The following is a 14,558-nucleotide window of genomic DNA, read 5'->3' on the forward strand; positions in this document are numbered from 1 at the left end:
CCTACGCGCCGGTTCGGATCTTTGTTCGAGCGACACGCGTCGGCGTCTTCGCCCGCGTCTCGGCTTCCGCCCATGCCCGCTGTGCCGGGGTGAGACCGCCGGAAGCCGCGGGGATCGAGGCCGGCGTGCGCCACGCGTGGCACAGCGCGAGCGCGAGAGCGTCCGCAGCATCCGCCGGCTGCGGGAGGGCGTCCAAGCGCAGCACTCGGGCGACCATCGTCTGTACCTGGCGCTTGTCGGCTGCGCCGTATCCGGTCACCGCGGCTTTGACCTCGCTCGGTGTGTGGGTCGCCGCGGGGAGTCCCGCTTCTGCGGCGACGAGCAGCGCGATGCCGCTAGCCTGCGCGGTGCCCATCACGGTGCTGCGGTTGTGCTGGGCGAAGACGCGCTCGACGGCGACGACCGCCGGACCGTGCTCGGCGACGACGGCGCGGATGCCCGCGGCGATGGTCGCCAGCCGGCGCTCGATCGGGTCGTCCACCGCGGAGCGGATGACACCGACGTGCACGAGCGTGGCCGACCGATCGCGGGCGACGTCGACGACGCCGACTCCGCAGCGGGTCAGGCCCGGGTCGATGCCGAGCACGCGGAGCGTTCGGGAGGTCACTCCCCCACGCTATGCGCTCGCCTCGGCACCCGACCCAGGCGCGCGGGCCTACTCGTCGTTCTCGAGCTCGGCCTGCACCTCGGCGGTGAGGTCGAAGTTGCTGAACACGCTCTGCACGTCGTCGCTGTCCTCCAGCGCGTCGATGAGGCGGAAGACCTTCCGCGCCGTGTCTGCGTCGATCTCGACCTTGAGCGAGGGCACGAACTCGACGTCGGCCGACTCGTAGTCGATGCCGGCCTCCTGCAGCGCGGTGCGAACGGTGACGAGGTCGGTCGCCTCGGTGACGACCGCGTAGCCGTCGCCGTGCGGCTCGACTTCCTCTGCCCCGGCCTCGAGCACGGCGAGCATGACGTCGTCTTCGCTCGCGCTCTCACTCGCCACGACGATGACGCCCTTGCGCGCGAAGTTGTAGGCGACGCTGCCCGGATCGGCGAGGCTGCCGCCGTTGCGGCTGAGAGCGGTGCGAACCTCGGCGGCGGCGCGGTTCTTGTTGTCGGTGAGGCACTCGATCATGAGCGCGACCCCGTTGGGACCGTAGCCTTCGTAGAGGATCGTCTGGTAATCGACCGCTTCGCCGCCGACGCCCGCACCGCGCTTGACGGCGCGGTCGATGTTGTCGTTGGGGACCGAGGTCTTCTTCGCCTTCTGGATCGCGTCGAAGAGGGTCGGGTTGCCTGCGAGGTCGGCGCCGCCCATCTTGGCGGCGACCTCGATGTTCTTGATGAGTTTGGCGAACGACTTCGCACGACGGCTGTCGATGACGGCCTTCTTGTGCTTGGTGGTCGCCCACTTGGAGTGGCCGGACATAACGACCAGTGTACGAAACGCTCGGGCCGCCACCCTGCGCAACGTGCGGAGGTTTCGATTCGTCGTCGTCTCTGACCGGAATGTGGCGCATTCCGGCGACTGACCCCACCGATTCGTGCGGGCAGTCGCCGGAAAGTGGCGCATTGGTGCCGGGGAGGCACGCGCGGCGTCAGCTGCGCGCGCGCACCTTCGCGAGGAACCGCTCGTGGAAGCGGGTCTCGCCCGAGACCTCGGGGTGGAAGGCGGTTCCGAGCAGATTGCCCTGCTCGACGGCGACGATGCGCCCGTCGGCGAGAGCGCCGATCGCCGTCGCCTTCTCCCCCACCGAGCTGACGATCGGAGCGCGGATGAACGCGGCGTGCACGGGGCCGCCGACGAACCCGTCGATCTCGAGGTCGGTCTCGAATGACTCGGTCTGCCCGCCGAAGGCGTTGCGCGCGACCACCGCGTCGAGACCCCCGAACGTCTCCTGACCGTCGATGGCGCCGGTGATGCGGTCGGCGAGCAGGATCAGCCCGGCGCACGTGCCGTAGACAGGCATGCCGCCGGCGATCGCGGAGCGGATCGGATGCTGCATGCCGAACGCTCGCGAGAGCTTGTCGATCACGCTCGACTCCCCGCCGGGGAGCACCAGCCCGTCCACGCCCGCGAGCTCGTCAGGGCGTCGGACGGGCGCAGCATCCGCCCCCAGCCGCGCCAGCATCGCGAGATGCTCGCGGACGTCGCCCTGCAGGGCGAGCACGCCGACGCGGGGACGACCCGCCACGGTTACCAGCCGCGCTCGGAGAGGCGGTGGGGAGCGGGAAGGTCGGCGACGTTGATGCCCACCATCGCCTCGCCGAGTCCGCGCGATGCCTCGGCGATCACTCCCGCGTCGTCGAAGAAGGTCGTCGCCTTCACGATCGCCGCGGCACGCTCGGCCGGGTTGCCCGACTTGAAGATGCCCGAGCCGACGAAGACGCCGTCGGCGCCCAGCTGCATCATGAGGGCCGCGTCGGCGGGCGTCGCGACGCCGCCGGCGGTGAACAGCACGACCGGGAGCTTGCCGGTCTGCGCGATCTCGGCGACCAGCTCGTAGGGCGCCTGCAGCTCTTTCGCCGCGACGTAGAGCTCGTCCTTCGTGCGCGAGCGCAGGGCGTTGATCTCGCCCTGGATCGTTCGGATGTGCTTCGTCGCCTCCGACACGTCGCCGGTACCGGCCTCGCCCTTCGAACGGATCATCGCCGCGCCCTCGGTGATGCGACGCAGCGCCTCGCCGAGGTTGGTCGCACCGCAGACGAACGGGACGGTGAAGCCCCACTTGTCGATGTGGTTGACGTAGTCGGCGGGCGAGAGAACCTCGGACTCGTCGATGTAGTCGACACCCAGCTCTTGGAGCACCTGCGCCTCGACGAAGTGGCCGATGCGGGCCTTGGCCATGACCGGGATCGAGACCGACGCGATGATCTGGTCGATGAGATCGGGATCGCTCATGCGGGCGACGCCGCCCTGCGCGCGGATGTCGGCGGGAACGCGCTCGAGCGCCATGACCGCGACCGCTCCGGCGTCTTCGGCGATCTTTGCCTGGTCGGCGGTGACGACGTCCATGATCACGCCGCCCTTGAGCATCTCGGCCAGCCCCCTTTTCACGCGGGTGGAGCCGGTGGATGCTGCGGAAGTCTGGTCGGTGCCTTCGGGGGCGTCGCTGAGGGTCATGACGGCCAAGTGTATTGCGTTGGACGACTGGTCTCGGCCGCATGACGTCCCGCACGGTGGGAGGATCGAGAGCGTGAAGATCCTCTCCATCCAGTCGGCGGTCGCGTACGGCCACGTCGGCAACTCCGCGGCCGTGTTCCCCCTCCAGCGCATCGGCGTCGAGGTGCTGCCCGTCTACACGGTGAACTTCTCGAACCACACCGGGTACGGCGCCTGGCGTGGGCCGCTGATCAGCCCCGACGACGTGCGCGACGTCATCGCCGGCATCGAGGAGCGCGGCGTGTTCGGTTCGATCGACGTGGTGCTGTCGGGCTACCAGGGCGGTGAGGGCATCGGCGACGTGATCATCGACGCGGTAGCGCGCGTGAAGGCGGCGAACCCGTCCGCGATCTACGCCTGCGACCCCGTGATGGGCAACGCCAAGTCGGGATGCTTCGTCGCCCCCGCGATCCCGGAGCTCCTGCGCGAGCGCGTGGTTCCCGTCGCCGACATCATCACCCCGAACCAGTTCGAGCTCGGCTTCCTCACCGGGACCGACCCGCACACCCTCGACGAGACGCTCGCGTCGGCCGACGCCGTGCGCGCGACGGGTCCGCGCACCGTGCTCGTCACGAGCGTGGAGCGTCCCGACCGCGAGGAGGGCACGATCGAGATGCTCGTCGTCGACGACGCGGGCGCATGGATCGTGCAGACCCCTCTGCTCCCGATGAAGGCGAACGGCTCGGGCGACGTGACGGCGGCGCTCTTCACGGCGCACTACCGGCGCAGCGGGGACGCCGCCGACGCCCTCGCCCGCACGACGTCGAGCGTGTTCGACCTCCTCGAGCGCACCCACCTGTCGGGCGAGCGCGAACTGCAGCTCGTCGAGTCGCAGGAGGCCTACGCCCACCCGCGCCTGCAGTTCGCCGTACGTCAGGTGCGCTGAGGCGCGGCGGAGCGGGTCGAACCCTCCTCGGGCCACGCGTTCGCGACGGCGTCCCGCACCTCGCCGAGCAGCTGGGGCAGCGCCTTCGTGCGCGCGATGATCGGGAAGAAGTTCGCGTCGGTCGCCCAGCGCGGCACCACGTGCTGGTGCAGGTGGCCGTCGACGCCCGCGCCGGCGACCGCACCCTGGTTCATCCCCAGGTTGAACCCGTCGCATCGCGACACGTCGCGGAGCACCCGCATGGCGGTCTGCGTGAGCGAACCGATCTCGGCGACCTCCTCGGGGGTCGCCAGGTCGTACGTGGGGATGTGCCGATACGGGCAGACGAGCAGGTGTCCCGAGTTGTACGGGAACAGATTGAGCAGCACGTAAGCGGTTCGCCCGCGCGCGACGATCAGGCCGTCCTCGTCGGACTTGTGGGGCGCCGCGCAGAACGGGCATTCGTCGCGCAGCGGCTGCGGCCCCGCCTGGATATAGGCCATCCGGTGGGGCGTCCACAGCCGTTGGAACTCGTCGGGCACACCGGCGAACCCGGCCGCCGACTCGAGCCCGTCGATCGGGCGCGGTGCCTGAGCGCCCGGGGTCGCAGTATCCGTCATCTCCGGCGCCCGCTCACGCCAGGTCGTCCGCGGAATCGACGAGAGTCTTCGCGTCGATGGACGAATGGATGCGGCGGATGGCCTCGTCGACGGGGATGCCGTTCAGCTGCGTGCCGTCACGGAAGCGGAACGAGACCGTGCCGCCCGCGCGGTCCTGCTCGCCGGCGATGAGCTGCAGCGGCACCTTCTGCGTGGTGTGCGTGCGGATCTTCTTCTGCATCCGCTCGTCGCTCGTGTCGAGCTCGGCGCGCACCCCGTCTTCGCGCAGGCGCGTGACGATCTCGCCGAGGTAGTCGGCGTATTCCTCGGCCACCGGGATGCCGATCACCTGGAGCGGCGCGAGCCACACCGGGAACGCACCGGCGTAGTGCTCGAGGAGGATCGCGAAGAACCGCTCGATGGAGCCGAACAGGGCGCGATGGATCATGATCGGGCGCTTCTTCTGCCCGTCGCGGTCGGTGAACTCGAGCTCGAACCGCTCGGGCAGGTTCACGTCGACCTGCACCGTTGACAGCTGCCAGGTGCGACCGATCGCGTCCTTCGTCTTCAGGTCGATCTTCGGGCCGTAGAACGCGGCCTCTCCCGGAACCTCGGTCACCTTGAGGCCGCTGGCGTGCGCGACGTTGCGGAGGGCGTTCGTGGAGTACTCCCAGAAGTCGTCGCTTCCGATCCACTTCGACTTCTCGTCGTCGCGCATGGAGAGCTCGAGCTCGAAGTCTTCGAGCCCGAAGTCGCGCAGCATCGAGATGACGAACTCGAGCACGCGGGTCGTCTCCTCCTCGAGCTGCTCGGGGGTGACGAACAGGTGGGAGTCGTCCTGTGTGAAGCCGCGCACGCGAGTGAGGCCGTGCAGCGCGCCCGACAGCTCGTTGCGGTAGACGGTGCCGTTCTCGGCGAGACGCATCGGCAGGTCGCGGTAGCTCCGCGCGCGCTCCTTGTAGATCAGGATGTGCATCGGGCAGTTCATGGGCTTCAGGTAGTAGTCCTGGCCCTCCTTGGTGACGTGCCCGTCGGCGTCGCGCTCCTCGTCCATGACGATGGGCGGGAACATCCCGTCCTTGTAGGTCACAAGGTGGTTCGAGGTGAGGAAGAGGTCTTCCTTCGAGATGTGGGGCGTATAGACGTAGGTGTAGCCGGCGGCACGGTGACGCCGCAGCGCGTGCTGCTCCATCTCTTGGCGCACGACGCCGCCGCGGGGGTGCCAGACCGACAGACCCGAACCGATCTCCTCGGGGAAAGAGAACAGGTCGAGCTCTTTGCCCAGCTTGCGGTGGTCGCGCTTGGCGGCCTCGGCGAGGCGCTCCTCGTAGGCGCGCAGCTCGTCTTTCGTCGGCCAGGCCGTTCCGTAGATGCGCTGGAGCTGAGGGTTCTTCTCGCTGCCGCGCCAGTAGGCGCCGGCGATGCGCGTGAGTGCCCAGCCGTTGCCGATCATGCGGGTGCTGGGCACGTGCGGGCCCCGGCAGAGGTCTTTCCAGACCGTCTCGCCGTCACGGTTGACGTTGTCGTAGATGGTGAGTTCGCCCGCCCCCACCTCGACGCTCGCGCCTTCCACCTTGCTGGCGGCGCTCGTCGCCGCCTCGGTCCCTGAGCCTGTCGAAGGGCCTTTCAGGCCGATCAGCTCCAGCTTGAACGGCTCGTCGGCGAGCTCGGCGCGCGCCTCCTCGTCGGTCACGACGCGACGGACGAAGCGCTGGCTCTCGCGGACGATGCGCTCCATCTCCTTCTTGATGGCCTTCAGGTCTTCGGGGGTGAAGGGCTCGTCGACGCCGAAGTCGTAATAGAAGCCGTCCGTGACCGGGGGCCCGATCCCGAGGTTCGCCTGAGGGTTGATCCGTTGCACCGCCTGCGCGAGGACGTGGGCGGCGGAGTGGCGGAGGATGTTCAGTCCGTCGGGGCTGTCGATGCCGACCGGCTCGACAGCATCCGTCTGCTCGACCTTCGTCGCGAGGTCTCGCAGCTCGCCGTTGACGCGGAGCGCGACGACGGAGCGGTCGGGGAACAGGGTGAATCCGTCGGCGGGATAGGACACGTCAACGGGCAGGGCGGCGTCGGTCACGAAAGGTCTCCAAAGTGGCTCGGCATCCAGGCTATCGCCGTGGAGCGATCCTGCTGCGCGGCAGAGGATGATGGATGCCGTGAAGCTCGCGGTGATCGGCATCGTTCTGCTCGTTGCCGGGGGCGTCGGGTTGCTCACGGGCGTCCTCACGACGGACGATGCACTGACCATCGCCGATCGTGTCTGGCCCATCCTCCTCTTCGTCGTGGCGGTGACGATCGTCGCCGAACTCGCGTCGTCGGCCGGTGTCTTCGACGCGGTTGCCGCGGTGCTCGCGCGGGTCGCCCGCGGCCGCGCGCGGGTGCTCTGGGCCCTGACCGTCGTGCTCGCCGTGTTCGTGACGGCCTTCTTGTCGCTCGACACGACCGCCGTGCTCCTGACACCCGTGGTCATCGCCCTCGCTCGCCGGCACCGTCTCGACCCCGTTCCGTTCGTCTTCGTCACCGTGGTGCTCGCGAACACCGCGTCACTCGCCCTGCCCGTGTCGAACCTCACGAACCTGCTCGCGGCCGACGTCCTCGGCACTCACGATCCCCTGCCGTTCCTCGCCCTCGTCGGCGCGTCGGCGCTGGTCGCCGCCCTCGTCTCTATCGCGGTGCTCGCCGCGGTGTTCCTCCGCCGTGTGCCGGCGCGCTTCTCGGAGGCACCTCCGCTTCGCACCGTCGATCGTCCGCTGCTCGCCGTCTCGGCGGTCGTGACGGCGCTGCTGCTGCCCGCGCTCGTGATCGGGCTCCCCCCGTGGATCCCGGCGACGGTGGCGGCCGTCGTGCTCGTGATCGTGTTCTCGGTGCGAGCTCGACGGACGCTGCGGTTGCAGATGGTGCCGTGGCAGCTCGTCGTCTTCGCCTCGGGCCTCTTCCTCGCGGTCGGGGTGCTCGAGGGGCTCGGCTCGCAGGCCCTGCTGGCGAACGTCGTGGGCAGCGGCGAAGATCTCTTCTCGCTCTGGCAGGTGGCCGGCGTCGGCGCGCTCGCGGCCAACATCGGCAACAACCTCCCCGCCTACCTCGCCCTCGAGTCGACGGCAGGCTCTCCCGCCCGACTCGCCGCCCTCCTCATCGGCGTCAACGCCGGTCCGCTGATCACGCCCTGGGCCTCCCTTGCCACGCTGCTGTGGCACGACCGCTTGCGCTCTCAGGGCGTCGAGATCTCGTGGCGGCGTTTCATTCTCCTCGGGTGCCTCATCGGCCCGCTGACGGTCGCCGCAGCCGTCGTGCCGCTCGCGCTGCGCGGGTAGGGCGGGGAGCCCCCGAGCAGCGCGCGCAGCAGCCGAGCCGGCGGCTCACCCCACCCAGACGATGTTGCGCAGCGCCTCTCGTGTCTCGGCGAAGCGGATCGACCGGTCGGTGACGAAGAACACGGCCCCTGGTCCGTCGGAGTAGGTGGTGCTCAGGTACGTGCCGCCCTCACCGGTCGAGACCTCGAAGGGCTCTCGCGCCTGCAGCTCGTCGATCACCTCCGCGGCCCGGCCCGGCTCCAGCGGGCCCCAGGAATACACGTAGGTCGCCTGCTGCCCTGGGGCGCCGTCCGGACCCCACGGGCAGGAGATGCCACCCTCGACATCGACACCGTGGGCGGTGAGGAACGGCTTGGGCAGCGGGGCGAGACCCTCCACGCGATATTGGGCGGCGACGGCCGCGTCGATCATGGTGTCGCAGGTCACGGCCGCGCCGGCCGTCGGCGGCGCCGTGTCGCCGGGCGTCGACGACGCGCTCGGCGACGGGGACGGCGCGGTGCTGGCCGACGGCACCGCGGCGCTCGCGGTGGTCTCGGGCACCTCGGGCGACGCGGCGTCGATGCCCGTGCATCCGACGAGCAGCAGTGCTCCCAGGGCGATCGGCGCGACTCGCAAAGACCTCATGCGGCAACAGTACGGACTCGGCGGGTGAAGGCCCTGCTTCGCCGGTGCGGCAGCAGAGCGGTGTCTGCGACACCCCCGGGGTCGGCTGCACGGCGTCCAACGATGTTTCGGGTCTTCCCCCCTACCCCCGAGTCCGGGGCGGTGGGACGCTCGAGTTCCCCGTTGCTTCGGCGCGGAACACGAAAGGCCTCCTCGAATCCGCCATCCCCCGACGGATTCGAGGAGGTCGTCTTCATGAGGTGGACCCGCCGGGTGCGAAGGGGCCGCGGCCCGACGGGTCCTTCAGTGATTCGGAGAGGGCGCCGAACCGGATGTCGAGTGCGTACTCGCGACGCGGGCGAGCGGGGTATGTCGGTCCGCCCACGCTCCCCCCGGGCGGAGCGGACCGACAAATGAACAATGGCCTTATCGCAAGCCCCACGCTGGCGGCCCCCTCCACTGTTCGTCCGAGATAGCCCCGTCGCATACCTCGGGCTTCCCCCGACTTCGACCCTAACGGCGTGCGTTGGACATGTCCAACACGCGACGCGATCGTGCCGCGGGCGGCGCAGCTCAGGCGTAGGAGGCTCTGAGAAAGCGGGCGGTGGATGCGATGTAGGCGGCAGGCCCGGTATTCCACCCGGTCGTGTGGCCGCCGTCAGACGAAACCAGACGGGCGCGGGGTGCGCGCTCCGCGAAGGTCCTGGAGTCCGTGAGGGGCACAGAGTCGTCGCTCGATCCGTGATGGATGAGCACGGGCTGGGTGATGCGCCCGGCATGGCGCACCCAGTTCAGCCGGTCGAGATCCACCGGTGACGACAGCCCCACGGCCTGAGCGCGTCGACGACCCTCGAGCCAAGGGATGGCGAGACGGCCCAGTCTGGGCGGAAGGTTCGCGCGCGCGACATTCGCCTCGAGCACACTCCTCCAGTCGAGCACGGGAGAATCGAGTACCAGGCGGTCGACCCGAGAACCCCAGGTGGCGCTGTCGGCAAGCTGCAAGGCGATCTGCGCGCCCATCGACCACCCGAAGAGTACGAACCTCTCCTCCCCTGTCACCGACAGCGCCTCGAGCACATCTGCGACGTCGTCCACCTCCGTCGCGCCGAGGTGGTGCCGCCCACCGCCCACCGTCGGACCCTCCAGGGTGTTGCGGTAGGCGGGAACGACAGACGGAATCCCCTCATCCGAGGCGATGTCGACGCTGCGCAGGGCGCCCGCTCGGGTCGACCCGAGCCCGAAGATGTGGACGGCCCATCGTCGACGCTCGTCTCCCGGTGCGCTGTCGAAGTACCACGTGGGCACGCTGCCTCCCCGCGTGGGGACCGCGTGGTCGACGTGGGTGCGCCCTTCGGATGCGGGGTCGACCGCGACGATGCCGCTCCACGCCGCGCGCATGCCTCCCGACAGAGGGCTGCCGTGCCCGTCGATACGCCATGTCACGGTCTGTCCGTTGCGTCTCGGGACGCCCGAGACGCGCAGGTGCTCACCGTTGTCGAGGAAGACGCCCCACTCCCCCGCCCGCGTGGTCGATTCCGTGGCCGGCACCGTGATGTGGCCGGGCGCCGATGGCATGACGGTCAGGGGGTGACGCCGAGGACGCGCCGGCGCGGTGAGACGCCGCGCGATCGCGAATCCGAGGCTCACATCGCGCCGGCGCCGAGCCGGTCCTCCGCCTCGGCGAGCAGTCGGCGGTCGTCGACGGTGAGGGCGAAGTGATTACGGCCGTCCATGGCGGCGTCGCGGATCTCCACGATGCGGCGGTGGAGCCGATGTGTCGAGTCCACCTCGGCGGTCTCGAGGTGGAGTGACGCTCGAGCCTCGATCGCCTCCTGCCAGAGCGGGGTGATGCGGTCGAGGTACCGCCGCACATCGCGCTCTCGTCGCGATTGCCCCGTCCATCGGGCGATCGGCGCCGACGCCAGCCCGGCGGTGAGGAAGAGGAAGGTGCCGACCTGAAGGGTGTAGTAGGCGGGGCGCCACGGCTCGGCCGCGGGGAGCCCGCCGATGAGTTGAGCGGTGCTCATGCCGATGACGGTCACGGACAGCGCCATCGTGCAGAGCGACCCGACGAGCAGGAGCGCGCCCGCGACCCGCTCTCTCGTCAGGGTGCTGTGGCGGATGGCCGCCACAGCGGTCAGGAGCAGCGCGCTGAAGACGACCAGGAAGTAGACGTACTGCGCGCAGGAGTAGACCGCGGCCGCCGGGTAGTCGCCGTATTCGCGCATGAAGCTCTCGCTGGTTCCGCCTCGATGCGGCACGAGGAAGAACGCGACCGTGGTGACGACGATGGCGGCCCACAGCACGATCAGCGCGGGGATGCCGCGAAGATATCGCGGCGCGCCAGCGCGGGAGATCCCCTGGGCGAGGAAATGCACGCCGACCATGAGGATGATGGCGCTGAAGAGGTGCACGATGTCGCGGGCGCCGAACCATCCGTCTACGAGCACGTAGAGGTCGTCGTCGTTGAGCATCATGGTGACGGCGATGGTGACGGCCGCGTACAGCACCGACCGTTCTTTCCGGGCGCGACGAAAGACGACGAGGACGACGACGAGCGCCCACATGAGGGCGCTGACGGTGAGTTCGACCATCAGCCGAAGATCTCCGAGAACCGCGACACGGGCTGGCTGCGAATGTACGTGGCGATGACGTCGGCGAGGCGTTCGGCGCGTCGCTCGTATTCGTCGTTGATGCTGTCTCGGGCGAGCGCCTTGATGACGGTGGCGGGCTCCATGTCGGGGAGGACGCTTCTCGTGACGTACTCGGCCTTGTCGTCGACCCGGTCGTGAAGGAGCAGCATGTGCGCGAGTTCGTGAAGGATGAACTGCTCGCGGTGCAGCCTCGACTCGCTGGGGGCGTGGAGGATGATGTCGAGGTCGTCGGTGGCGAGCCAGAGACCGCAGAGCGCGCCGTCGCTGTCGGAGAGCGCGGGGAGTTCGTCGATCCGCAACGGTCTGGCTCTGGCGACCTGGACGCGGTGCGTCAGCTCGGCGAGTGTGATGCCCGGCTCGATGTCGACGGGCAGGTGCGGTCGGCCTTCTTCGATCCAAGCTCGCATGGGATGTCCTCAGCTCTGCGGTCCGGGGACGCGCGCTGCTTCCTTATCCAGGTAGGTGGTGATGGCGCTCAGGGTCTCCGGTGACAGGTCTCCGAGCGTCCGTGCGGCGAAAGAGCGCACCTTGGCCGCGCGCATCGCACGCACGAGATCGAGCTGTGCGGTGATCGGCTCGGGGGTCCCGGCCTCTCCGCGGAGATATCCGTGGGGCGTGTCGAAGAAGTCGGACAGCGCATCCAACAATGCCACGTCGTCGATGCGGCGGTGCCCGTTGAGGATGTACGACCACCGCGACCGGCTCAGAGTGACGCCGCGCCCGGAGAGGTAGTCGGAGATGGCGGTGAAGGTGACCTCTTCCCCGGTGCGCGCCTCGACGACATCCATGAGCGTGCGCAGTCGGTTGGCGAGCAGCTCGGTCGCAGACTGATGCTGCTCCTCAGGTTCCTTCACCGACACGGGCCCAGCGTACCCGCCGCTCACCGCTGCTTTCCTGACATCGACCGGCTATGCGGGTGCGTCGCCGCGAACACGGACCGCGGAAACACCCGCCGGCACACACCGTACGCGGGTCACACCGGCACTGATCCGAGGCCTCCTAGCGGCCTCGGGCTCTGAATCGGGTGCCTCATAGACAATCGACGGGCGTCGTTGATGCTGCGCTCGATGAAGTCGTAAGCGAGCGACTGCTCTGTTCGGAACGACGCGGCACGGGTCGCTTGCCCGGGCCAGGCGCGATAGTGCACCAAAACATCAGAGATGCTAGCGCCGCGGCTGATTTCACCGAGGCGTAGTGCGAGAAAAAGATCCTCGCAGGCGCCGAGAGCGGGCCAGCCGCCAATCTGAGTGATCAGACTGGTTCGTAGGACGAGAGTGTTCGCGTGAAATTGCATGGGCGCTGACCACTCGGCTGCAACTTGCCCCGGTTCCCAGGCTCGGTCGCCGTGCCAGTGGAAGGTGCGCTCGCCAGTCGTGAGAAGTCGATTGCATGCGATCCAACCCAGGTCTGCCTCCGACTCCAGCAGCGCAACCGCACGTTCGAGCCCCGAGGGGTCGATCTCATCGTCAGAATCCAACGGAATGACCACAGAGCCTGCAGACGCGCCAAGCCCATAGTTTCGAGCGGCGGCTACTCCACGCTGGTGAGGGACCCGCAAAACGGTGTCAGCAACGGGGGGCGCCAAAGCCTCTCCGGGGCCGTCGAAAACGAGCACCCATTCGATGTCCAGGGCAGGAAGCGCATCTTTTGCTCGCTGAACGCTGTTCGCGCACGCTTCGAGATGATCGGCCTTCGACGGCAGACAAGGGGTGAGTACTGTGACCGTCGTCACTCTGATGGCTCACTGATCGTCGTCCTGGGGGTGTAGAGGCCGTTCGCGCTGGGAAGACCCACGGCGTCGAGAGCGTCGTGAAGGATGTCCGGCGGCAGATCCAGTGGGCGCCCGAAAGGGGCCGATCCGTACCCTGTGTACGGCGCTAGCATTCTGCGCGCTGTAGCTAAATCCAGGAAGACCGCGACCACTTCGACCAACTGGTCATGAGTAAGGGTTACACCGCCCTCATTGATGGCCCGCTGGCGTGCCATTCTCAGTTGGCGGAAGCGTCTGAGGGATCCGAATGAGCGGCGGAGAGTTTCCGCGTTGACGTTGGCAGCGAGACGGCGGCGGTCATCTTCTTCAAGTGTCTGTTCGCAGTCGAGCTCCGCCGTCCACCATTCCCGGCGGGTAATGGCCTGGTGCAGTGCTTCCATGTCACCCGATATCTGGTCGCGCACCAATCTTGCGGAAGCTGTCGTGACTGCCTCGCGCTCAGCGCGTCCGCGACGCAGCTCGATCAGTAGGAAGACGGACTGAGCGAGAACCGCCACAATCGCCGCCAGTGCGACTGCCATTCCTTCGTCCATGGCCCCCCCCGGGTCGTCAAGTCAGTGAGAGGTTAGCGCAGGATCCGTCAGCGGATACGCATGCGCGGGTTCGCGAGGGAGTCGTTGCTTCTCGTCGATCAGGATCACGTTCTACACATGAGAATTTTTGAGCGCACTATTGCCGGAGCGTATTGCCCAGATATTGCGCGGCCGTCTGGAGACACGAAAAAACCCCCGGTTTCCCGGGGGTTTGTCTGTGCGCGATACTGGGATCGAACCAGTGACCTCTTCCGTGTCAGGGAAGCGCGCTACCGCTGCGCCAATCGCGCCCGAATTGGGCTATTCAGTTGTCGTCGAGGTGGCGACGGGATTCGAACCCGTGTAAACGGCTTTGCAGGCCGGTGCCTAGCCGCTCGGCCACGCCACCGCGTGGGGTTCGGCCCACGTGTCGTGGTCGCCTTCCGGATCACTCCGTATGACGACCTCGCACTCGAGCGGATGACGAGATTCGAACTCGCGACCCTCACCTTGGCAAGGTGATGCGCTACCACTGCGCTACATCCGCGTGTCCCTGGTTGCCCCGGGCACTCGTACGACTTTAGCCCATTCCGAGCGCAGCGACAAACCGAGACGCCATCCGCGTGTCGAGCCCGCCGGCGTCCGTGGGACGCCCGCGGATCGGGTACGATCGATGAAGCCCTTCGGGGCGTCAGGGCGATTGGCGCAGCTGGTAGCGCGCTTCCTTCACACGGAAGAGGTCGTGGGTTCAAGTCCCGCATCGCCCACCAATAGAGGCCCGGAATCACGCGGAAGTCGCGTGGTCTGGGCCTCTCTCTTTGCCCGCTCAGTCCGGTTGTGTGCGCAATGCGTGGGACGGTGTCCTGGGGGTCGTCGCCGCGACCCCGGTCGGCGTGCACATGGTCGTCAGGAGCGCTCCGATCGCCGCGTCATCGAGAGTGATGCCGGGAACGCGGCAGCGGCCGGACACCATCACCCGTCCCCAGAGACGAGAAGCGCCCTCCCCGTAGTCGCGGACCGAAGGTCATTGTGCCCGCTACCCGATCCCATACGGACACCGGCCGCGACGCCCGATTCGGAGCTGACAACCTCGTC

15 protein-coding genes and 4 tRNA genes are annotated in these 14,558 nt (G+C 68.3%); 3 read left to right on the forward strand and 16 right to left on the reverse strand.

Annotated elements, in window-relative coordinates; all coding sequences use genetic code 11:
• Position 1: 1 nt before the first annotated feature.
• The 4 genes from ruvC to pdxS form a co-directional block, all read right to left on the reverse strand.
• Complete coding sequence (gene ruvC / locus ABTU82_RS00365) at positions 2-607, reverse strand: crossover junction endodeoxyribonuclease RuvC (protein ID WP_407170920.1); 606 nt, start codon at positions 605-607, stop codon at positions 2-4.
• 48 nt (positions 608-655) lie between these two features.
• Positions 656-1,414, reverse strand: coding sequence for a YebC/PmpR family DNA-binding transcriptional regulator (locus ABTU82_RS00370; RefSeq protein WP_116646580.1), 759 nt, complete (start codon positions 1,412-1,414; stop codon positions 656-658).
• 169 nt (positions 1,415-1,583) lie between these two features.
• The gene (gene pdxT, locus ABTU82_RS00375) at positions 1,584-2,180 is read right to left on the reverse strand and encodes a pyridoxal 5'-phosphate synthase glutaminase subunit PdxT (protein WP_116646579.1); all 597 of its coding nucleotides are present in this window, start codon (positions 2,178-2,180) and stop codon (positions 1,584-1,586) included.
• A 2-nt stretch (positions 2,181-2,182) separates the two neighbouring features.
• Positions 2,183-3,109, reverse strand: a complete 927-nt coding sequence (pdxS, locus tag ABTU82_RS00380) for a pyridoxal 5'-phosphate synthase lyase subunit PdxS (RefSeq protein WP_116646578.1) — start codon at positions 3,107-3,109, stop codon at positions 2,183-2,185.
• Positions 3,110-3,182: 73 nt separating this feature from the next.
• On the opposite strand from pdxS, the gene pdxY reads away from it, so the two are divergent.
• Positions 3,183-4,034 carry a pyridoxal kinase PdxY gene (gene pdxY, locus ABTU82_RS00385; RefSeq protein WP_116646577.1) on the forward strand — a complete coding sequence of 284 codons (852 nt, stop codon included), beginning with the start codon at positions 3,183-3,185 and terminating at the stop codon, positions 4,032-4,034.
• Here the strand turns inward: pdxY and ABTU82_RS00390 are convergent.
• Both ABTU82_RS00390 and thrS read right to left on the reverse strand, forming a co-directional pair.
• On the reverse strand, positions 4,022-4,633 hold the full coding sequence (locus ABTU82_RS00390; protein WP_407170923.1) for an HIT family protein: 612 nt from the start codon (positions 4,631-4,633) through the stop codon (positions 4,022-4,024). The genes pdxY and ABTU82_RS00390 overlap by 13 nt on opposite strands.
• A 13-nt stretch (positions 4,634-4,646) precedes the next feature.
• Positions 4,647-6,689, reverse strand: a complete 2,043-nt coding sequence (thrS, locus tag ABTU82_RS00395; protein ID WP_407170926.1) for a threonine--tRNA ligase — start codon at positions 6,687-6,689, stop codon at positions 4,647-4,649.
• A 70-nt stretch (positions 6,690-6,759) separates the two neighbouring features.
• Between thrS and ABTU82_RS00400 the strand changes: the two genes are divergently transcribed.
• Positions 6,760-7,923 (forward strand): SLC13 family permease, encoded by a 1,164-nt coding sequence (locus ABTU82_RS00400; RefSeq protein ID WP_407170928.1) that lies wholly within the window; start codon positions 6,760-6,762, stop codon positions 7,921-7,923.
• A 45-nt stretch (positions 7,924-7,968) separates the two neighbouring features.
• On the opposite strand, the gene ABTU82_RS00405 is transcribed toward ABTU82_RS00400, so the two are convergent.
• From ABTU82_RS00405 to ABTU82_RS00450, 10 genes are all read right to left on the reverse strand, one after another.
• Entirely contained in the window at positions 7,969-8,547 is a 579-nt protein-coding gene (locus ABTU82_RS00405) for a hypothetical protein (RefSeq protein WP_407170931.1), read from the reverse strand.
• A 552-nt stretch (positions 8,548-9,099) separates the two neighbouring features.
• Positions 9,100-10,101, reverse strand: coding sequence for an alpha/beta hydrolase family protein (locus ABTU82_RS00410; protein WP_407170932.1), 1,002 nt, complete (start codon positions 10,099-10,101; stop codon positions 9,100-9,102).
• A gap of 68 nt (positions 10,102-10,169) precedes the next feature.
• The gene (locus ABTU82_RS00415; protein WP_407170935.1) at positions 10,170-11,120 is read right to left on the reverse strand and encodes a DUF6545 domain-containing protein; all 951 of its coding nucleotides are present in this window, start codon (positions 11,118-11,120) and stop codon (positions 10,170-10,172) included.
• A complete protein-coding gene (locus tag ABTU82_RS00420; protein ID WP_116646571.1) occupies positions 11,120-11,587 on the reverse strand; it encodes a hypothetical protein in 468 nt (155 codons plus the stop codon). Before ABTU82_RS00420 ends, ABTU82_RS00415 begins: the two co-directional genes overlap by 1 nt.
• A 9-nt stretch (positions 11,588-11,596) precedes the next feature.
• Entirely contained in the window at positions 11,597-12,040 is a 444-nt protein-coding gene (locus ABTU82_RS00425) for a hypothetical protein (protein ID WP_346427020.1), read from the reverse strand.
• Positions 12,041-12,153: 113 nt separating this feature from the next.
• On the reverse strand, positions 12,154-12,912 hold the full coding sequence (locus ABTU82_RS00430) for a glycosyltransferase family 2 protein (protein ID WP_407170940.1): 759 nt from the start codon (positions 12,910-12,912) through the stop codon (positions 12,154-12,156).
• The gene (locus ABTU82_RS00435) at positions 12,909-13,472 is read right to left on the reverse strand and encodes a hypothetical protein (RefSeq protein WP_116646569.1); all 564 of its coding nucleotides are present in this window, start codon (positions 13,470-13,472) and stop codon (positions 12,909-12,911) included. Before ABTU82_RS00435 ends, ABTU82_RS00430 begins: the two co-directional genes overlap by 4 nt.
• 230 nt (positions 13,473-13,702) lie before the next feature.
• Positions 13,703-13,774, reverse strand: a tRNA-Val gene (locus ABTU82_RS00440).
• 27 nt (positions 13,775-13,801) lie between these two features.
• Positions 13,802-13,872 (reverse strand) — tRNA-Cys (locus tag ABTU82_RS00445).
• A 66-nt stretch (positions 13,873-13,938) separates the two neighbouring features.
• Positions 13,939-14,010: transfer RNA gene (locus ABTU82_RS00450), tRNA-Gly, on the reverse strand.
• Positions 14,011-14,157: 147 nt separating this feature from the next.
• On the opposite strand from ABTU82_RS00450, the gene ABTU82_RS00455 reads away from it, so the two are divergent.
• Positions 14,158-14,233: transfer RNA gene (locus ABTU82_RS00455), tRNA-Val, on the forward strand.
• The last annotated feature ends 325 nt before the right edge of the window (positions 14,234-14,558 follow it).

The organism is Microbacterium deferens (assembly GCF_045517775.1).
GTDB lineage: Bacteria > Actinomycetota > Actinomycetes > Actinomycetales > Microbacteriaceae > Microbacterium.